Origin of the sequence: Pelagovum sp. HNIBRBA483 (assembly GCF_040931995.1) — a bacterium.
In the GTDB taxonomy this organism is placed as follows: domain Bacteria; phylum Pseudomonadota; class Alphaproteobacteria; order Rhodobacterales; family Rhodobacteraceae; genus JAEPMR01.
Genome location: NZ_CP162412.1, coordinates 189,619 through 208,367 on the forward strand (window position 1 = coordinate 189,619; position 18,749 = coordinate 208,367).

The 18,749-nt window shown below is 56.0% G+C and carries 20 protein-coding genes and 1 pseudogene; 14 read left to right on the forward strand and 7 right to left on the reverse strand.

Going from position 1 to position 18,749, the window contains the following annotated elements; genetic code table 11:
* Positions 1–11 precede the first annotated feature (11 nt).
* The gene (locus AB1E42_RS00950) at positions 12–1,844 is read left to right on the forward strand and encodes an ABC transporter ATP-binding protein (RefSeq protein ID WP_368345136.1); all 1,833 of its coding nucleotides are present in this window, start codon (positions 12–14) and stop codon (positions 1,842–1,844) included.
* Positions 1,837–3,039 carry a class I SAM-dependent RNA methyltransferase gene (locus tag AB1E42_RS00955; protein WP_368345137.1) on the forward strand — a complete coding sequence of 401 codons (1,203 nt, stop codon included), beginning with the start codon at positions 1,837–1,839 and terminating at the stop codon, positions 3,037–3,039. The genes AB1E42_RS00950 and AB1E42_RS00955 overlap by 8 nt, the downstream gene beginning before the upstream one ends.
* On the opposite strand, the gene AB1E42_RS00960 is transcribed toward AB1E42_RS00955, so the two are convergent.
* A complete protein-coding gene (locus tag AB1E42_RS00960) occupies positions 3,029–3,574 on the reverse strand; it encodes a CAP domain-containing protein (protein ID WP_368345138.1) in 546 nt (181 codons plus the stop codon). The two genes, AB1E42_RS00955 and AB1E42_RS00960, sit on opposite strands and share 11 nt — an antisense overlap.
* A gap of 140 nt (positions 3,575–3,714) precedes the next feature.
* Between AB1E42_RS00960 and AB1E42_RS00965 the strand changes: the two genes are divergently transcribed.
* Both AB1E42_RS00965 and AB1E42_RS00970 read left to right on the forward strand, forming a co-directional pair.
* Entirely contained in the window at positions 3,715–4,308 is a 594-nt protein-coding gene (locus AB1E42_RS00965) for a L,D-transpeptidase (protein WP_368345139.1), read from the forward strand.
* Positions 4,309–4,456: 148 nt separating this feature from the next.
* Positions 4,457–4,639: a hypothetical protein gene (locus AB1E42_RS00970; protein WP_368345140.1), complete on the forward strand. Its 183-nt coding sequence runs from the start codon at positions 4,457–4,459 to the stop codon at positions 4,637–4,639.
* A gap of 49 nt (positions 4,640–4,688) precedes the next feature.
* On the opposite strand, the gene hemH is transcribed toward AB1E42_RS00970, so the two are convergent.
* Positions 4,689–5,753 carry a ferrochelatase gene (hemH, locus tag AB1E42_RS00975; RefSeq protein WP_368345141.1) on the reverse strand — a complete coding sequence of 355 codons (1,065 nt, stop codon included), beginning with the start codon at positions 5,751–5,753 and terminating at the stop codon, positions 4,689–4,691.
* 55 nt (positions 5,754–5,808) lie between these two features.
* Positions 5,809–6,633, reverse strand: coding sequence for an SAM-dependent methyltransferase (locus tag AB1E42_RS00980; RefSeq protein WP_368345142.1), 825 nt, complete (start codon positions 6,631–6,633; stop codon positions 5,809–5,811).
* A 28-nt stretch (positions 6,634–6,661) separates the two neighbouring features.
* Between AB1E42_RS00980 and AB1E42_RS00985 the strand changes: the two are divergent.
* From AB1E42_RS00985 to AB1E42_RS01005, 5 genes and pseudogenes are all read left to right on the forward strand, one after another.
* Positions 6,662–6,790 (forward strand): annotated as a pseudogene (locus tag AB1E42_RS00985) (double zinc ribbon domain-containing protein); the annotation flags it as partial.
* Between the two features lie 15 nt (positions 6,791–6,805).
* On the forward strand, positions 6,806–7,375 hold the full coding sequence (locus AB1E42_RS00990; RefSeq protein WP_368346339.1) for a ComF family protein: 570 nt from the start codon (positions 6,806–6,808) through the stop codon (positions 7,373–7,375).
* Between the two features lie 29 nt (positions 7,376–7,404).
* Positions 7,405–7,662, forward strand: coding sequence for a glutaredoxin 3 (grxC, locus tag AB1E42_RS00995; RefSeq protein WP_368345143.1), 258 nt, complete (start codon positions 7,405–7,407; stop codon positions 7,660–7,662).
* Complete coding sequence (locus tag AB1E42_RS01000) at positions 7,659–8,486, forward strand: carbon-nitrogen hydrolase family protein (RefSeq protein WP_368345144.1); 828 nt, start codon at positions 7,659–7,661, stop codon at positions 8,484–8,486. Before grxC ends, AB1E42_RS01000 begins: the two co-directional genes overlap by 4 nt.
* Positions 8,486–8,929, forward strand: coding sequence for a MarR family winged helix-turn-helix transcriptional regulator (locus AB1E42_RS01005; RefSeq protein WP_368345145.1), 444 nt, complete (start codon positions 8,486–8,488; stop codon positions 8,927–8,929). The genes AB1E42_RS01000 and AB1E42_RS01005 overlap by 1 nt, the downstream gene beginning before the upstream one ends.
* Here the strand turns inward: AB1E42_RS01005 and ubiG are convergent.
* Positions 8,926–9,675: a bifunctional 2-polyprenyl-6-hydroxyphenol methylase/3-demethylubiquinol 3-O-methyltransferase UbiG gene (gene ubiG, locus AB1E42_RS01010; RefSeq protein ID WP_368345146.1), complete on the reverse strand. Its 750-nt coding sequence runs from the start codon at positions 9,673–9,675 to the stop codon at positions 8,926–8,928. The genes AB1E42_RS01005 and ubiG overlap by 4 nt on opposite strands.
* Before the next feature lie 56 nt (positions 9,676–9,731).
* On the opposite strand from ubiG, the gene pip reads away from it, so the two are divergent.
* From pip to infB, 5 genes are all read left to right on the forward strand, one after another.
* Positions 9,732–10,712, forward strand: a complete 981-nt coding sequence (pip, locus tag AB1E42_RS01015; protein ID WP_368345147.1) for a prolyl aminopeptidase — start codon at positions 9,732–9,734, stop codon at positions 10,710–10,712.
* 124 nt (positions 10,713–10,836) lie between these two features.
* Positions 10,837–11,421: a ribosome maturation factor RimP gene (gene rimP, locus AB1E42_RS01020; RefSeq protein ID WP_368345148.1), complete on the forward strand. Its 585-nt coding sequence runs from the start codon at positions 10,837–10,839 to the stop codon at positions 11,419–11,421.
* Between the two features lie 5 nt (positions 11,422–11,426).
* A complete protein-coding gene (nusA, locus tag AB1E42_RS01025) occupies positions 11,427–13,040 on the forward strand; it encodes a transcription termination factor NusA (protein ID WP_368345149.1) in 1,614 nt (537 codons plus the stop codon).
* Positions 13,041–13,064: 24 nt separating this feature from the next.
* Positions 13,065–13,700: an RNA-binding protein gene (locus AB1E42_RS01030; RefSeq protein WP_368345150.1), complete on the forward strand. Its 636-nt coding sequence runs from the start codon at positions 13,065–13,067 to the stop codon at positions 13,698–13,700.
* Positions 13,697–16,189 carry a translation initiation factor IF-2 gene (gene infB / locus AB1E42_RS01035; RefSeq protein WP_368345151.1) on the forward strand — a complete coding sequence of 831 codons (2,493 nt, stop codon included), beginning with the start codon at positions 13,697–13,699 and terminating at the stop codon, positions 16,187–16,189. Before AB1E42_RS01030 ends, infB begins: the two co-directional genes overlap by 4 nt.
* 49 nt (positions 16,190–16,238) lie before the next feature.
* On the opposite strand, the gene mutT is transcribed toward infB, so the two are convergent.
* The 3 genes from mutT to AB1E42_RS01050 are packed head-to-tail and all read right to left on the reverse strand — an operon-like array spanning position 16,239 to position 18,697.
* A complete protein-coding gene (gene mutT, locus AB1E42_RS01040) occupies positions 16,239–16,637 on the reverse strand; it encodes an 8-oxo-dGTP diphosphatase MutT (protein ID WP_368345152.1) in 399 nt (132 codons plus the stop codon).
* Entirely contained in the window at positions 16,634–17,854 is a 1,221-nt protein-coding gene (gene argJ, locus AB1E42_RS01045; RefSeq protein ID WP_368345153.1) for a bifunctional glutamate N-acetyltransferase/amino-acid acetyltransferase ArgJ, read from the reverse strand. The genes mutT and argJ overlap by 4 nt, the downstream gene beginning before the upstream one ends.
* A 3-nt stretch (positions 17,855–17,857) precedes the next feature.
* Positions 17,858–18,697 (reverse strand): peptidylprolyl isomerase, encoded by an 840-nt coding sequence (locus AB1E42_RS01050; RefSeq protein WP_368345154.1) that lies wholly within the window; start codon positions 18,695–18,697, stop codon positions 17,858–17,860.
* Positions 18,698–18,749: the final 52 nt, after the last annotated feature.

Here is an 18,749-nt window from a genome sequence, read left to right on the forward strand (position 1 = left end):
TGGCTGAGGGAATGTTCCGATTTTTTGAAACCCTTATAGACCCGTATCAACCGTATCAGGAGCAGGATAACCCGCCCCAACGGCTCGGCGCGTTCATTGCGAGCTTTGCACGGCCATTCCGGAAGGTCTTTCTCGTTACCGGCGCGCTGTCGATTGCCGTTGCGGTGATCGAGGTTTGGCTCATTTACTATATCGGGCGTTTGGTCGATGTGATGTCATCGTCAACTGCGGATGAATTCATCGTCAGATACGGCGCGGAACTTTTGTTTGTCGCGGTTTTCATCCTGATTCTGCGGCCGCTTGTTCAGGTATTGCAGGTCGCATTGCTCAACAATTCGATCCTTCCAAATTTTGGTACAATCGTTCGCTGGCGGGCGCATCGGCATGTATTGCGGCAATCGGTTGGGTGGTTCGAAGATGATTTCGCAGGGCGCATCGCGAACAGGATCATGCAAACGCCCCCCGCAGCGGGGGAAGCGGTTTTTCAGATCTTCGATGCACTGGCTTTCGCTATTTCATATGTTGTCGGCGCGGCGATATTGCTGAACGGGGCTGATCCGAAATTGCTGCTTCCGCTTATCTTGTGGACGGTGCTCTATGGCGCCTTGATGTCGTGGACGGTCAGGCGGATTGGCCCCGCTTCTGAAGCGGCATCGGAGGCTCGCAGCGCGGTGACGGGGCGCGTGGTGGACAGTTACACGAACATCCATTCCGTAAAGCTGTTCGCGCATCATGATCGTGAGATTGATTACGCCAAAGACGCGATCGAGAATGCACGACGCACCTTTCAGTACGAAATGCGACTCTATACGATCATGGACCTTTCTCTGGTGATCCTGAACGGATTCTTGATTGTTGGTGTTGTCGGTTGGGCGATCTGGCTTTGGATTTCTGGATTTGCGTCTGTGGGTGTTGTCGCGGCGGCGACTGCGCTGACGTTGCGCCTGAATGCGATGTCGGGCTGGATCATGTGGGCGGCTTCGAATTTCTTCCGCAATCTTGGGATTGTCCGCGAAGGGATGGAGACGATTGCACAGCCGATAACATTGGTTGATCGCGCAAACGCCGCGCCGCTGGTGGACGGATCTGGGCGAATTGATATCAAAGATCTTTATCACCATTACGGGCGCGAAAAGGGAGGCCTGGCGGGTGTTACCCTGACCATTAATCCTGGGGAGAAGGTTGGCCTTGTTGGTCGTTCGGGCGCTGGGAAATCGACTTTGGTGAAGCTTTTGCTGCGGTTTTACGAGGCGGAAGCGGGCTCCATTGAGATTGATGGTCAGAATATCAGAGACGTCACGCAGGACAGCCTCAGAAAGCGCATTGGAATGGTGCAGCAGGAAAGCTCACTGCTGCATCGTTCGGTGCGAGAAAATATCCTCTATGGGAGGCCCGACGCCACCGATGAGGAGATGATTGAGGCAGCAACCCGCGCCGAGGCGCATGATTTCATAGCGGAACTCAGCGACTCGAAGGGGAACCGCGGTTATGACGCGCAAGTGGGTGAGCGCGGCGTCAAGCTGTCTGGTGGTCAACGACAGCGGATCGCGCTTGCGCGGGTGATCTTGAAGGATGCGCCGATCTTATTGTTGGACGAGGCAACCAGCGCGCTCGATTCCGAGGCTGAGGCCGCGATTCAAGAGACGCTTTATGGTGTTATGCAGGGGAAAACCGTGATCGCGATTGCGCATCGGCTTTCGACCATTTCGATGATGGATCGGATTGTCGTGCTTGATGAGGGTCAGATCATTGAATCCGGTCGCCATGAAGAGTTGATCGCAGCCAGTGGCGTTTATGCGGGACTTTGGCGGCGGCAGTCTGGGGGATTTATCGGCAATGACTGATGGGCTTTTGGTTGCGTCGCTGGGGCATCAGGGGGAGGGACGGCTGGAAGATGGCCGTTTTATCCCGCGCGTACTGCCGGGCGAGCGGGTCGAGATCGCCGAGGATGGGACTGCGCGTGTACTCGTGCCTTCCGCTGACCGTGTTGCAGCACCTTGTAGGCACTACAAATCGTGCGGTGGCTGCGCCTTGCAGCACGCCAGTGACGCATTTGTAGCGGAATGGAAGCGCAGTGTTGTCAAAACAGCATTGACCGCGAGAGGGCTAGAAGCTGATTTTGCGCCGGTCGATACGTCACCACCCTCATCGCGCCGTCGCGCGAAGTTTTCTGGGCGACGCACGAAGAAGGGCGCCATCGTCGGGCTGCATGGTCGCGCGAGCGATACCATACATGCTGTGCCGGAGTGCCAGTTGATGAAAGCGGCAATACTAGCGGTGATGCCCTGGCTGGAGAAGATTACCGTCACAATTGCATCGCGGCGTGGAGAATTGGGCTTTACGGTCATTGATACCGCCTCTGGCATTGATCTGGCGGTGGAGGCCGGTGACAGCAAGCCGGAAGATTTTGAGTTGCTGGCCGAGATTGCGCGTGAGGCAGATCTTGCGCGGCTGTCGTTGAACGGTGAGGTGATTGTCCTGCGTCGCCCGCCCGAAGTGCTGTTTGATGGCGTATCTGTTGCGCCGCCTGCGGGTTCATTCCTACAGGCCACGACGCACGGGGAAACAGCGCTGAGAGGCATGGTGCATCAGGTTGTTGGCAATGCACGCAAGGTTATCGACCTATTCAGTGGCTGTGGAACTTTTTCGCTGCCTTTGGCGCGTGGCGCGGAAATTCATGCCGTCGAATCCGAGCAAGATATGTTGGATGCGCTGATGGCTGCATGGCGAAAAGCCGAAGGCCTGAAGAAGGTTTCAGTAGAGAGGCGGGATTTATTCCGGCGACCCGTGCGACGGGATGAGCTTAACACATTTGGAGCGGCGGTCATTGATCCGCCGCGCGCCGGTGCGGAAGCGCAGATAGCCGAGATCGCCGCAAGCAACCTCGCCGTTGTGGCTATGGTGTCGTGTAATCCGGTGACGTTTGCGCGAGATGCGGAGACACTGATTCGAACCGGTTTTGCGCTTGGTGAGGTTCGGGTCGTTGATCAGTTCCGGTGGTCATCGCATGTCGAAATCGCGGCGGGGTTTACTCGCTAGGCGATGCCATCGCAGCTTCTTTACCTGTCACGAGAGTCCACCAGAGCTTTCCAGCCGCTTCTTGATACCAAGCAATACCGATTTCAGTGGCTTCAGGGTCAAGGAGGACGCTGCGTGTCTCGGGCGTCTCAACCCATGCGGCGAGGGTTTCCAATTCGCCTTCATAGGTTTCGGAAATGGCCTCGCCTATCAGTTCGCCACGGTACCCGACGCGCTCAACACGGTCGAGCGGGGAGGAGCCGTCGGACCCGAAATGCCAAGGGCGGTTTTGCAGCGCCATATCGCGTGAGTGGGTCGCAGCGGCGGCGTTGAGTTCGGCGCTGAATTGCACAGGAGCAACGCCTACTGCGCTACGCAAACTGTTCATGCCATCCAAGAAGCGGAAATAGACACCTTGCTCGTCACCTTCACTGATTCGGTATACCTGTGGCAGAGGGAGCCCGTCCGGACCGATCCGACCTTCAGGAACAGGGGCGCAGGCAACCAGCGCAGCAAGAGCAATAAGTGCGATAGATCGTGCAAATCGGGTGATCATGGTGTGTTTCTCCAGTCTTGGCTTCGTTTATCGCCTCTGGGATGCGCGGACAAACTCCAATTTTGCATCCTAACAGATGTTTGAATTGAGAACGCGGTCACAAGTGGATAGATAAACCGCGAATTAAAGGTATTCGGATCATGAAAAAGACCCTGACCTCAAACATGTCGCGCCGCGGATTTTTGGCGGGGACTGCCGCTATGGCTGGTAGCGCGGCATTCGCCCAAGCCGAAGACTCCACCGAGATCGAGCGCGAAATTTCGCAGACAATCCGTCGGAACGTATCAAGCTTCCGAGCTTTGGACTGGCGACCTTATTTCGATGATTTGAGGAACGGCGCGGTCTTGGTGGATACGCAGTCACGGGCGCTGCATTTCTGGTCTCAGGATGAGAGCGTTTATAAGCTTTATCCTACGAGCGTGCCTTTGACCGAAGACCTTACACGGCTTGGACGAACCGAAATTGTTCGCAAGGTTGTTGGCCCTGATTGGCGCCCGACACCGTCGATGATCGAGCGGAATCCTGAATGGCCGCGCTATGTCCCACCGGGGCCCAACAACCCGCTGGGAACGCATGCGCTTTATCTTTCGTGGCAGTACTACCGTATTCACGGGACACACGACACACGCAAGATTGGGCGCAGATCGTCAAATGGCTGTATCGGATTGTACAATGAGCAGATTGCTGAATTGTTCGATTTGACGAAAGTTGGCACGCAAGTGTTGCTAATTTGACGACATTTTTCGTTTGGCCCTGTGAGTTTGCGTGTAATCTCTTTGCATTTTGCCGTAATTACTGGTTAGACAGTCTCACGAGGTAAGTCTTGGGCGCCTACCGCTATCCTCAACGCATGTTGTGGTAGGCAAGAATTGGAGAATTGAAATGAAAAAACTCGCTCTCGCCGCTCTGTTCATCGGTGTCGCGTCTGCAGCTGTTGCCGGTGGCATGGCCGCTCCCGTTATGGAAATGGACCCGATCGTAATCGAAGAAGCAACCAGCTCCTCCGATGCCGGTCTGATCATCCCGCTGATCCTGATCGCTCTGATCGCAGCAGCAATGATCTAATCCAATCCATTTGGATGAAGAAAGGGCAGCGCATTGCGCTGCCCTTTTTTTATATCCACCCTTTAAGGTTGTCTCGGATCACTTTTGAAAGTGCCGAGATGTGCGCCTCATCTGCGTTGAGGCAGGGGATATAAGTAAATTCCTCACCGCCTGCTTCTTCAAAGCTTTCACGAATCTCTTCGTTGATTTCTTCGAGCGTTTCGATGCAATCGGCCGAGAACGCTGGCGCGCAGACGGCAATGTTTTTCTTACCTGTTTCGGCAAGTCTCGCGACTTCTTCTACTGTGTAAGGGCGGAGCCATTCCTCCGGCCCAAAGCGAGATTGGAAGGTGGTGGTGATCTCCGTGTCCTCCCACCCGAGACGCTCCTTCAATAAGCGCGTCGTCTTTTGGCACTGGCAGTGATAAGGGTCGCCTTCCTTTAGATACCGCTCTGGCACCCCGTGGTAGGAGCACACCAAAACGTCCGGTTTCTTGTCCAGATTGGCGTAAGCTTTCTCTACCGACTGGGCGAGCGCGTCAATGTACGCAGGTTCTTCAAAATATGGTGGAACAATACGGGCGATCGGCTGCCATTTCTCTTGCATGAGGGCACGGAAGAATTGGTCATTTGCAGTGGCGGATGTTGCGCCCGCATAGTGCGGATAAAGGGGGAAGAAGAGGATCTTTGTGCATCCGGCCTCAACCATTTCCCGAACCTTTGACTGGGTCGATGGGTTGCCGTAGCGCATACAGAAATCGACCATCACGCCATTGCCGTAGGCTTTTTCCATTTCTGAACGGATTGCCGCTGTCTGTTCCTTTGTGATGGTCAGCAATGGGCTTTCGTCTTTTTCGGTGTTCCAGATGGAGCGGTACGCTGCGCCAGATGTAAAGGGGCGCTTGCTCAAGATGATGAGCTGCAAAAGCGGCTGCCAGAGCCACTTTGGGTAGTCGACAACCCGCTGATCGGAAAGGAATTCACCGAGATAACGGCGCATCGACCAGTAATCTGTTGCATCGGGCGTGCCGAGGTTGGCGATCAGAATACCTATTTTTGTAGGCTTGATCTTCGGGTGGTCAGCAGGCGCATGTGCTGGGCAAACGGCGGTCGAGTCGGTGCTGGTATCAGACATCGTGCTTCCTGAGAGAGTGAGGTTTTAATCGGAGATAAAGGGAAATTTCTAAGGGTCAATCATTCTGCCTTGGCAGAGGGGATTCTTTTGTGCCGAGCGCATCCGCTAAACGCTGCGCTGCCGAACCGGGCCGAAGGGGTTTGGGCTGGCTCTCATCTGGTGCCCATCCCGTCAGGATTATGATTTCGAAAGTTGCGATCAGGCGATCATCTTCGTCGGAGTAGTTTTTGCGATAGATGTCCTCGGCGCGATTAAGGAACGCTTTTCCTAAATAGGCGCGATGCCGATCCTTCAACGAGTTCGTCTCGCCCATGGCGCGTAGGTCTTTGAATAGGGCTGGCAGGTTCTTGTAACTCGCCCGCAATGTGAAGCTGTCGGCTACGGGAAGGGCGAATCCAGCACGTTGCAGCAGCCCGCCCAAATCACGAATTTCAGCCATCGGGAAAACGCGCGGTGACATGCCACCCGTCAGTTCAATCTCGCAGGTTGCCAATGTCGCGCGCAGTTCGTTGAGAGTCTGACCACCGAAAGCGAAACCGAGAAATAGCCCGTCGCTTTTCAAGGCGCGACGGCACTGTATGAGTTGCCCAACGGGATCGTTTGCTGCGTGGAGGCTGTTCCCGTGAATAACCAGATCATGGGTCAAGGGGGTCAGGTCGAGGATATTGTCGTCCTCGATTATCAAAGCATCTGGAAACGCCTCTCGCCATGTGGCCTTTTGCCAGGAGACGACAGCGGGCGATGCAAACGATCTGTTAACCGTTTTGCGTCTTTCTTGGGCTTCAATAACGATCTCTTCGAGAATGAAATTGCGAGCATCTGCGCGGCGTCGGCGCAGTTTGCGAGCGGGATAGTCGAAAAGTTCGGGAGTGCCTGACATGAGCTTGAACTATTCGATGTTGTCTCTGATGCAAAGGGGGCGCGACATTCTATACCCTCACCGTTGTGTCGTATGTGGTGAGGACACAGATCAAAAGCTAGCGATTTGCGGTGCATGTTGGGGAGACATGCCGATCTGCGCGGGCCTCGTTTGTGCTAAGTGTGGCATACCCTTGCCTGGGGAAGATCCGAATGCCACCGCGATTTGTTCGGATTGTTACGGCTATGGGCGACCATGGCGGGCGGGTGCCAGTGTGATGGTCTATGACGGGCCGGCGCGCAGGGTCGTTCTCTCATTGAAAAATCATGACCGATTCGAGATTGCGGCTTTTATGTCCGGCCTGCTCTACGAAGCGCGCCAACGGCTCACGCCGCATCCAGCCGTGCTTGCCCCAATCCCTTTACACTGGCGGCGGCATATGCTGCGAAAATACAATCAGGCCGAACTGCTCTCGGCAGAACTTCAGCGCCTTGCGACGGATGATCTGCACATTCCAGACCTACTTTTGCGAAGGCGTCACTCCCCAGCGATGAGGCAGCTTACATTTGCTGAACGGATGGAGCGGATGGAAAACATTTTCGCGATTTCGCAGCCTGACGCAGTTGCGGGTAAAACGGTCATTCTGGTTGATGACGTCATGACAAGCGGCGCTACCTTCTCTGATGCAACGCGCGCATGCTATGCGCATGGCGCAAAGGAGGTTTGCATCTTGGCCCTAGCGCGCGCCACAAAAGATGCCTAAATCTGCATGTGTTAAAAGAAGAGGCATCGATGAAAACGATCGAAATCTATACCAGCCCGCTTTGTGGATTTTGTCATGCGGCCAAGCGGCTGCTGAACGCGAAAGGCGTTGCTTTTGCGGAGATTGATGTCTTGCAGCAACCCGAGCGCCGGCAAGAGATGATGAACCGCGCCAACGGACGCCACACTGTACCACAGATCTTTGTGGGCGATGTGCATGTCGGCGGGTACGACGACCTTTCTGCACTTGAAAACAGCGGGAAGCTTGATCCACTCTTGGCTTCGTGAGAATTTCTGTTGCGCAACTCTGCTCGTCTGATGACCCAGAGCAAAATCTAACCGCCCTTTTGCGGGAAATCCGTGCTGCTGAAGAGCGCGGGGTTGAGTTGTTCTGTACGCCTGAAGTCACGAACTGTGTTTCAACAAGCCGTACCCATCAGAACGCGGTTTTGTATACCGAGGAAGCCGATCCTTTCCTGCTCGCTGTTCGAGAGCAGGCGCAAAAATCCAATATGGCGGTGGCGCTTGGCTCTCTGGCGCTGAAGCTTCAAGATGATAGTCGCTTTGCCAATCGGAGTTTTGTTATTTCCGCCGAAGGCGAGGCGATCGCGCGCTACGACAAGATACATATGTTTGACGCGCAGATCTCGGATTCAGAAGGGTACCGTGAGTCTGAAGGCTTCCGAGCTGGGAGCGACGCTGTCATTGCGAAAGTCGCAGGTGCAACGCTGGGACTAAGTATCTGTTATGACCTGCGGTTCCCCTCGCTCTATCGAATGCTCGCTCAATACGGGGCGGATGTGCTTTTGGTCCCGTCCGCGTTTACCGTCCCGACGGGGCGCGCACATTGGGAGCCACTTCTGAGAGCGCGCGCGATTGAAAATGGCTGTTTTGTCGTTGCGGCGGCACAGACAGGCACGCACGCTCGCAGCGAAGGGCGCGCGCGTGAAACCTATGGTCACAGCATGATTGTTTCGCCGTGGGGCGAAGTATTGCTGGACGCCGGACGGGAGATTGGGGTTTATGACTTTGAACTTGATCTTGCGGAAGTTGCGATGGCGCGAAAGCGTATTCCGTCGCTTTCGGGTGATCGTGACATCAAGGGGCCCTGATGAACAATGTGACCAACAATCTGGCGGTTTCGCTTTTTAGCGAGATTTTGGCCGTTGATCAGTTGGCTCGTACCAATGTTGCGCGTGTGCTTCCGAAAGGCATGGAGCTTTCGCATTTTGCTGTGTTGAACCATTTGGCCCATGTCGGCGGAGAGCGGACACCCGCCCAATTGGCCCGAACCTTTCACCTCACGCGCGGCGCGATGACCAATACCCTTGGCAAGTTGGAATGGTCAGGTTGGGTGCACATCCGGCCAGATTGGGACGATGCGCGACGCAAGATGGTGTCGATCAGTCCCGCAGGTATCGCGGCGCGCGATGCAGCCTTATATGCAATCACGCCACTGATTGCCGACGCTGTGTCGCAAATCGGACCGGAAAAGGTGAAGATGGTCCTGCCCGTTCTGCGTGAGCTTCGGATCAAGTTATCTGAGGAAGGCTAGGAAGGGCGTGTGCTTGCTGTGACATAATTCACCGAAAGGTCGCTGTCAGAAATCTTCCAAGACCACATCAACGGATTGAACTTGAAACCTTTGCGGTCAACAGGTGTGAGCCCTGCTTTTTCGAGAAGGGCGTATAGCTCGTCAGGGGTAATAAACTTGTGCCATTCATGTGTCCCCTTTGGCAGCCAGCGCATCACATATTCGGCGCCAACAATCGCCATGGCAAAGCTCTTTGGGTTGCGATTGATGGTCGAGCAGATGTGAAGACCGCCCGGTTTGAGCAAATCATGGACAGCGGAGAGATAGGCAGACGGGTCCGCGACGTGCTCGATGACCTCCATATTGAGCACGACATCGAACTGCTCTCCATCTTCAGCGAGCGCTTCAGCCGTGGTGTGCCGATAGTCGATTTCGAGGCCGGATTGTTCGGCGTGGATTTGCGCAACATGAATATTGCGTTCGGCGGCATCCGCACCAACGACCGTAGCGCCCAGGCGCACCATAGGTTCGCATAGCAAGCCGCCGCCGCATCCGATGTCGAGAAGTCTGATCCCCTCGAACGGTTTAGAGGCTGATAAATCGCGGTCAAATTCAGCGGCAATTTGCCGAGTGATGTATTCAAGCCTGCAAGGATTCAGCATGTGCAGAGGCTTGAACTTTCCCTCAAGATCCCACCACTCGGAGGCCATAGCTTCGAACTTTTCGATCTCGCTTTGATCGACAGTAGAAGAATTGATGGTAGACATGGATTTCCTCCATTCCTGTGATGGTTTGTCGCCGTGAAGGCTTATATAGAACGAGTATGGACAAATTCTCTGGTCAAATGAGCGCAGCTGCTTCCCTCTATCCACCGATTGATCCTTATGATCAACGCATGATCGACGTTGGTGATGGGCATAGCGTATACGTCGAGCAATGCGGCAACCCAGAAGGTATTCCGGTTGTTGTCTTGCATGGCGGGCCTGGTGGTGGATGTAGCCCTACCATGCGCCGGTATTTCAATCCCGAGATCTATCGGGTGATTTTGTTTGATCAGCGTGGATGCGGGCGCTCCAAACCGCATGCTTCAGTCGAAAACAATACCACCTGGCATCTGGTTGCCGATATCGAGCTGATCCGCGAGACATTGGGCGTTGAGAAGTGGTTTGTTTTTGGCGGCAGTTGGGGCGCAACGTTGGCTCTCATCTACGCGCAGACACACCCTGAGCGGGTCGAGGGGCTAATTCTGCGCGGGGTCTTCTTAATGACGCAGCCGGAGTTAGACTGGTTCTACGCGGGTGGCGCAGGGCATTTCTGGCCCGAGGTCTGGGAGCGGTTCGTCGCCCCGATCCCTGAAGAGGAACGTGACAACCTGATCGCGGCGTATCACAGGCGTTTGTTCAGCGGCGACCGTGTCACCGAAACGCGCTACGCACGCACTTGGGCGGGTTGGGAGAACGCACTTGCTTCGGTGAGCTCAGACGGGCGTTCACCCGAGGGGCCGGCGGAATACTCCCGTGCCTTTGCGCGGTTGGAGTGCCACTACTTTTACAACAACGGGTTTCTTGATGGTGATACACAGATCCTTGACAGGCTTGATCGCCTGCACGGTATACTTGGTTATATCGTTCAGGGCAGGTTTGATATGATCTGCCCGCCAGTTTCAGCTTACCGGCTTGTTCATGGGTGGCAGGGTGCGCGTGTGAAGATGGTCCCCTTGGCGGGGCATGCACTTTCGGAACCCGGAATAAGCGGTGAACTGATCCGCATAATGGACCAGATCGGGCGCCAGAACGGCTCCTAAATAAGAGCTTGAAGAATCCAGAAGCAAGTCCTATACGGCGCATAACAGCGGCGCTTCGCTCTAGCGAGGCTCCACCGGAAGCAACAACGGGCCGCGCGCCCGTTTTTTTATTTGTATGGATCTCATGAACGATCTTGTCGCCAAAGCCGCCATTGATCAGCGCATTGCTGAGATTATTGCCCCTGTGATTGAAGACATGGGTTATGAGCTGGTGCGCGTGCGTTTGATGAGCGGCAAAGAGCAGACTCTACAGATCATGGCGCAGAAACCGGACGGTACGATCGAAGTCGATGAATGTGCCGAGATTTCGACCGCCGTGAGTGCCGTTTTGGATGTCGAAGATCCGATCCTTGAGGCTTACACGCTGGAAGTTTCGAGCCCCGGTATTGATCGCCCTTTGACGCGATTGAAGGATTTTGATCAGTGGAACGGCTACGTCGCCAAGATCGAAACAACCGAACTGATTGATGGCCGCCGCCGCTTCAAAGGTGCGCTGGCCGGTACCGAGGGCGAAGAGGTTTTGATCGAGATCGAAGAGCATGGCGAGCCGCTGACCATCGGGCTGAAGTTCGATTGGTTGTCTGATGCGAAGCTGGTGCTGACAGATGAACTGATCCGCGATGTTTTGCGCGGACGTAAGAACGCGGGCCAGATTGACGAGGCCCAATTTGATGAAGTCGAGACCATTATCGACGGTGACGAGGAGTAAGACCGATGGCAATCACCTCTGCCAACCAACTTGAATTGCTGCACGCGGCGGAAGCTGTGGCGCGCGAAAAAATGATTGATCCCGGCGTTGTTGTTGAGGCGATGGAAGAGTCGCTCGCGCGGGCGGCGAAGTCTCGTTACGGCTCGGAGATGGACATTCGCGTGTCGATCGACCGCAAAACCGGTAAGGCGACCTTTACCCGCGTCCGTACCGTGGTCGATGAAGAGGAGCTTGAGAACTATCAAGCCGAAATGACCGTGGAGCAGGCGAAGCAGTATCTTGAGTCACCGGCTGTTGGGGACACGTTCGTCGAGGAAATCCCGCCAGTTGAGCTGGGTCGGATCGCGGTTCAGTCCGCGAACCAGGTGATTTTGCAGCGTATCCGCGAGGCAGAGCGCGAGCGTCAGTACAACGAGTTCAAGGATCGCGCCGGAACGATCATCAACGCGCTGGTCAAGCGCGAGGAGTACGGCAACGTCATCGTCGATATCGGTGCTGGTGAAGCCATTCTGCGCCGTAACGAGAAGATCGGTCGCGAAAGCTACCGCCCCGGCGATCGTATCCGCTGTTACATCAAGGATGTGCGCCGCGAGCCGCGTGGTCCGCAGATCTTCCTAAGCCGCACCGCGCCAGAATTCATGGCCGAGCTGTTCAAGATGGAAGTGCCGGAAATCTACGAAGGCATCATCGAGATCAAAGCCGTTGCGCGTGATCCGGGCAGCCGAGCAAAGATCGCTGTGATTTCTTATGACGGCTCGATTGATCCGGTTGGTGCCTGTGTGGGTATGCGCGGTAGCCGTGTTCAGGCTGTTGTGAACGAGCTTCAGGGCGAAAAGATCGACATCATTCCCTGGAATGAGGATATGCCGACCTTCCTCGTCAATGCATTGCAGCCCGCTGAGGTTTCGAAGGTTGTTCTCGACGAGGAAGCTGGCAAGATCGAGGTCGTTGTTCCTGAAGAACAGCTCTCGCTTGCGATTGGTCGTCGGGGTCAGAACGTGCGCCTGGCGTCGCAGCTCACCAACCTCGACATCGACATCATGACTGAGGAAGAAGAATCGAAGCGCCGTCAGGCAGAGTTTGAAGTACGCACCAAGTTGTTCATGGAAGCGCTCGATCTGGATGAGTTCTTTGCCCAACTGTTGGTTTCGGAGGGGTTCACGAACCTTGAAGAGGTCGCTTATGTCGAGCTGGATGAACTGTTGGTCATTGATGGCGTCGATGAAGATACAGCCAATGAGTTGCAGGCCCGCGCGCGCGATGTGCTTGATGCGCAAAATACAGCAGCGTTGGAGCAGGCGCGTGCGCTTGGCGCCGAGGATAGCCTGATCGGATACGAAGGCCTGACACCGCAGATGGTTGCCGCTCTTGCTGAGGATGGCGTCAAAACGCTGGAAGACTTTGCTACTTGCGCTGACTGGGAACTGGCAGGTGGATGGACGACGGTTGATGGAGAGCGCGCCAAAGATGACGGTGTTCTCGAGCCGTTTGATGTAAGCTTGGAAGAGGCGCAGGACCTCATCATGAATGCACGGGTCATGCTGGGTTGGGTTGATCCCGCCGAGCTGGAAACGGCTGATGAGGAAGCCAACGCCGCAACCGAGGAAAGCGAAGCCTAATGTGGCTTCGGTTTGGTGGCACGCATGGCGCGGGGCGGATCGAATAAAACCAAAGGCGATGCATCGGAGCGTCGGTGCATCGTATCAGGCGATACCCAGCCAAAGGCAGGGTTGATCCGTTTTGTTGTCGGGCCGGACAATCAGGTTGTTCCAGACATTCTGGAAAAGCTGCCGGGTCGCGGCATGTGGGTCACTTCTGATGCCGAACTGTTAGCACAGGCTTCGAAGGGGCAGTTTTCGCGCTCTGCAAAGGCGCCCGTTACGGTGCCGGAAGGATTGGTTGACGAAGTTGAGCGCCAACTTGCGCGGCGCGTTGTCGATCTAATTGCTTTGGCACGGAAGGCAGGGCTGGCGGTCTGCGGGTTTGAAAAGGTCAAGGGCTGGCTAAGCGGCGGCGCCCATGTTCGGGTACTGCTACAAGCCAGCGACGGGTCTGATCGTGGTAAGGCAAAGCTTTGGACGCCCGAAGGCGCGAGATATTTTGGCTGCTTGACCTCAGATGAATTGGGTTTGGCATTTGGCCGGCAAAGTGTGATACATGGCGCGCTCGCGACTGGCGGACTCAGCGACCGTGTAGTAGAGGAAGCCTCGAGACTTCGAGGTTTACGCGATAAGGGCGACGGCAATCCAGCTGTCGGAAAGGATAAAGTAGCTAGATGAGCGATAACGACGGAAAGAAAACCCTTGGTCTGCGCGGCCCCCAATCGGGGAACGTAAAGCAGAGCTTTAGCCATGGTCGCACCAAGAACGTCGTGGTTGAGACCAAGCGCAAGCGGGTTGTGGTTCCCAAGCCGGGCGCCGCGCCGAAAGCGACTGCGGGTGGTGCTCAGCCGGTTAAAAGCGATCCGGCAAAGCGTCCCGGTGGGATCTCCGATGCGGAGATGGAACGCCGGATGAAGGCGCTCGCGTTGGCGAAAGCCCGCGAGGCTGAGGAAACTGAACAACGCGCGGCCGAAGAGCGCGAGCGCGCTGAAGAGCGTGAGCGCCGCCGTCAAGAAGCCGAAGCGAAAGAGCGCGAAGAGCGCGAGCGCGAAGAAAAAGCCCGCAAGAAGACGGAAGAGGAAGAAGAGCGCCAGCGCAAGGCCGAAGAAGCTGCTGCGCGGAAAGCTGTGGAAGCAGCGGCGCCCGCTCCGCAACCCGATGAAGCGCGCCCGGCCCCCCGTGGCAGCGCCGCGCCTGCGCGTAAGGCTCCCGAGCGTGATACACGCGAAAAGCAGGTCAAGCCCAAAGGCGCCCGCGATGACGAGGGCCGTCGTTCCGGCAAGCTGACACTGAACCAAGCCCTTTCGGGCGATGGTGGTGGACGCCAGCGTTCCCTTGCATCCATGCGCCGTAAGCAGGAACGTGCCCGTCAGAAAGCTATGGGCGGTCAGGTCGAGCGCGAAAAGGTTGTGCGTGACGTGCAGCTGCCCGAGGCGATCACGGTTGGCGAATTGGCGAACCGGATGGCCGAACGTGTGGCTGATGTCGTGAAATCCCTGATGCAGAATGGCATCATGGCGACTCAGAACCAAACGATCGACGCTGATACCGCCGAACTGATCATCACTGAATTCGGTCATAAAGTGCAGCGTGTTTCTGACTCCGACGTTGAAGACGTCATCGACACCGTTGAAGATGATCCGACGCTGCTGAAAGGCCGTCCACCGATCATTACGGTGATGGGACACGTCGACCACGGCAAGACATCGCTTCTCGATGCGATCCGAAATGCGAAGGTCGTTGCAGGCGAGGCGGGTGGCATCACCCAGCATATCGGTGCCTATCAGGTCATCACGGAAAGCGGTGCAGCGCTGACCTTCCTCGATACGCCGGGCCACGCTGCGTTTACATCCATGCGTGCCCGTGGTGCGCAGGTGACGGATATCGTTGTTCTGGTTGTTGCCGCCGATGATGCCGTGATGCCGCAGACCATCGAAGCGATCAACCATGCGAAAGCGGCCAAAGTGCCGATGATCGTGGCAATCAATAAATGCGATAAGCCTGCTGCTAATCCTGATAAGGTTCGCACCGATCTGTTGCAGCATGAGGTGATCGTCGAAAAACTTTCCGGTGATGTGCAGGATGTGGAAGTTTCGGCCATTTCCGGAAAAGGTCTTGATGAGCTGCTGGAAGCAATCGCGCTTCAGGCAGAGATTCTGGAACTGAAAGCCAACCCCGACCGTTCCGCAATGGGCGCGGTGATTGAAGCGCAGCTTGATGTGGGTCGCGGTCCTGTTGCGACAGTCCTCGTACAGCACGGAACATTGCGCCAAGGCGATATCTTTGTGGTTGGTGAGCAGTGGGGCAAAGTTCGCGCGCTCATCAATGACAAGGGCGATCGCGTACAGGAGGCCGGTCCGTCTGTTCCTGTCGAGGTTCTTGGCCTGAACGGGACACCGGAGGCAGGCGACGTTCTAAACGTTGTTTCGACCGAGGCACAGGCGCGTGAAATCGCTGAATACCGGCACAATGCTGCCAAAGAGAAGCGTGCTGCCGCTGGCGCCGCCACGACCCTTGAGCAGTTGATGGCGAAAGCCAAGGAAGATGCGAATGTTGCAGAACTTCCGATCGTCGTGAAAGCTGACGTGCAAGGCTCTGCCGAGGCAATCGTTCAGGCGATGGAAAAGATCGGCAACGATGAGGTTCGCGTGCGCGTCCTTCATTACGGCGTCGGTGCCATCACCGAAACTGATGTTGGTCTTGCTGAGGCATCTGGCGCGCCGGTCATCGGCTTTAACGTCCGTGCGAATGCTTCTGCGCGGAACACGGCCAACCAAAAAGGCATCGAACTGCGCTACTACTCCGTGATCTACGATCTTGTGGATGACGTGAAGAAAGCGGCAAGTGGCCTGCTGTCTGCCGAGGTGCGCGAGCGCTTTATCGGTTACGCGCAGATCAAAGAGGTCTTTAAAGTGTCCGGTGTTGGCAAGGTGGCTGGCTGTCTTGTCACTGAAGGTGTTGCGCGCCGTTCGGCTGGTGTGCGCCTCCTGCGTGATAACGTTGTTATTCACGAAGGTACTCTCAAAACGCTCAAGCGCTTCAAGGACGAGGTTGCAGAAGTGCAGTCCGGTCAGGAATGCGGTATGGCCTTTGAGAACTACGAAGACGTGCGCCCGAATGACGTTATCGAAATCTTCGAGCGTGAAGAGGTCGAGCGTTCGCTCTGATCTTCATGCGATTGAAATAGGAAGGGCGGGTCATTGGACCCGCCCTTTTTCATAGCCAGTCCCTTAAAATCGGGATCAGGGGAATATCCGCAGGCGGCATCTCATACTTGCGCAGCTCGTTCGGCTTCACCCATTTTAAGGTTTGTCCCTCTTTTGAATGTGGTGTCCCACCCCATTTGCGGCAGGCAAAAAGCGGCATGAGAAGGTGGAAGTCGTCGTAGCTGTGGCTCGCGAAGGTCAGCGGCGCGAGGCACGATCCCCATGTTTCTATCCCCAATTCCTCATCGAGTTCGCGTATCAGTGCCTCTTCCGGTGTTTCGCCTTGCTCGACCTTGCCGCCGGGGAACTCCCACATACCTGCCATCGACTTGCCTTCCGGCCGTTGGGCGAGCAGGACGCGGCCGTCAACGTCTATCAGGGCGACGGCAGAGACAAGAACCACCTTCATGAGCGATAGTCCGCGTTGATCTCGATATAACGGTGGGTGAGATCGCAGGTCCACACAGTCGATTGTGCGCCTCCGACGCCAAGGTCGCAGGAAATGACCAACTCTTGCTGCTTCATATAGGCAGCGCCCTGTCCTTCGCTGTAGCTGGGGGAGACCCATCCGTTTTCTGCGACGATGATATCACCGAAGCGAATTGTCAGAAGGTCACGGTCCGCTTTCGCGCCAGATTTGCCAACGGCCATGACGACTCGCCCCCAATTGGGGTCTTCGCCTGCAATTGCAGTTTTGACCAACGGTGAGTTCGCGATTGCCAGAGCCACCTTTCGGGCGTCATCATCGGAGGCGGCACCGCTGACTTGTACTTCGACAAACTTTGTCGCGCCTTCGCCATCGCGCACCACCTGATGCGCGAGATCAAGCATGACGCCATGTAGCGCGTCCGCGAATGCAGCATTGCCTTCGACATTGACACCCGAGGCACCTGTCGCCCCCATGAGCAGGGTGTCAGAGGTCGAGGTATCACTATCAACAGTGATTGCGTTGAACGTTTTGTCCGTGAGCGAGGAAAGCAAAGATTGCAGCGCCGTTGGGCTGATTGCGGCGTCAGTGAAGATATAGACCAGCATCGTCGCCATATCCGGCGCGATCATGCCGGACCCTTTTGCGATGCCGGAGATGTGGACCATCTTCCCGTCAATCTCGATTTCAGCGGCAGCACCTTTTGGGAAAGTGTCGGTTGTCATGATTGCTTTGGCGGCGGCCTCCGCGGCACCGGCGGATAGGTCGCCGGCGAGGGTGTCTATGGCAGCGATGATCTTATCATGTGGCAGCGGTTCACCAATGACACCAGTGGAGCTAGTGAAGATGCGCGCTTCTGGGATGCCGGTTGCCGCCGCGACCTTTTCAGTGATCGCTTTGACGGACTTCACCCCGAATTGCCCTGTGAAGGCGTTTGAGTTCCCAGAGTTCACAAGGAAGATAGCGTGCTCGTTTTCCCCTTTCGGGTTGGCGAGCTTTTCCTGACAATCCAAAACCGGCGCTGATCGCGTGGAAGATCGGGTGAAGACGCCGGCAATACTGCTGCCACTGGCCAGCTCTGCCATCATTACATCCGTTCGGCCCTTGTATCGAACGCCCGCAGCGATGGTCGAAAAACGGACGCCGTCGATTTCGGGAAGGGATGGGAAATTGGCAGGGGCCAGTGGCGATATCGTCATTTATCAGTCTTTCAAGAGATCGATGTTCTGCAAAACTGCCGGATCGATTTCAATACCTTCCGGCCGCACGATTTCAGCCGTTTCGAGGAGGGAATCAATAGCCTCCGTGATAGCTTGCTCCTGAATTTCGCTAGCAAGTTCGGAGCGGACAGTGTCGATATCGGGGGCTGGCTTTTCGCGGGTGTCGTTTAGCTTGATCACATGCCAGCCAAATTGGGTCTGTACGGGGGCCGAGATTGCGCCAACCTCCATGTCGACGACAGCTGCTTCGAACTCAGGCACCATCATCTCCATGCCGAACCAACCAAGCGCACCGCCTGACGGGCCTGATGGGCCGGTCGAAACCTCTTGTGCCGTGGTTGCAAAGTCTGCGCCGCTTTCCAGTCGCGCAACAACGGCGATGGCCTCTTCTTCCGTCTCTACAAGGATGTGTGATGCGTCAAACTCCGGCTCCGGCTCGGCCGTGCCGAAGCGCGATTCATAAAGCGCAGCAATCGCCTCATCAGTGACTGCTTCAAGAGATACCTCTTCGATTGCCTGCCCTGCCAACAGGGAACGCTCTTCAAGGACCAGAGCCAGAGCAACGTGCCGTGGTGTGCTTTCGACCGTATCAGCGAGGAGCTGTTGCTGGATCAATTGATCGAGGAGGCCATCATAGAGGACATCATCAGGTAACTGGAGGTATTGCTGGGGCAATTGCGCGCGCGAAACAATCAACTGACCGAGTGTAATTTCGGTTCCGTTGACGGTCGCCACAACGGTATCTGCATCGGCATCTTGCGCAATCGCAGACCCGCTAATGGCGAGGCTTGCGGCTGTCGCGAGAAGAATGGATTTCATCATAGAATTGGCCTTTCCTTTATGGCTTCTGCGTAACGTTGACACTCCAGACCCC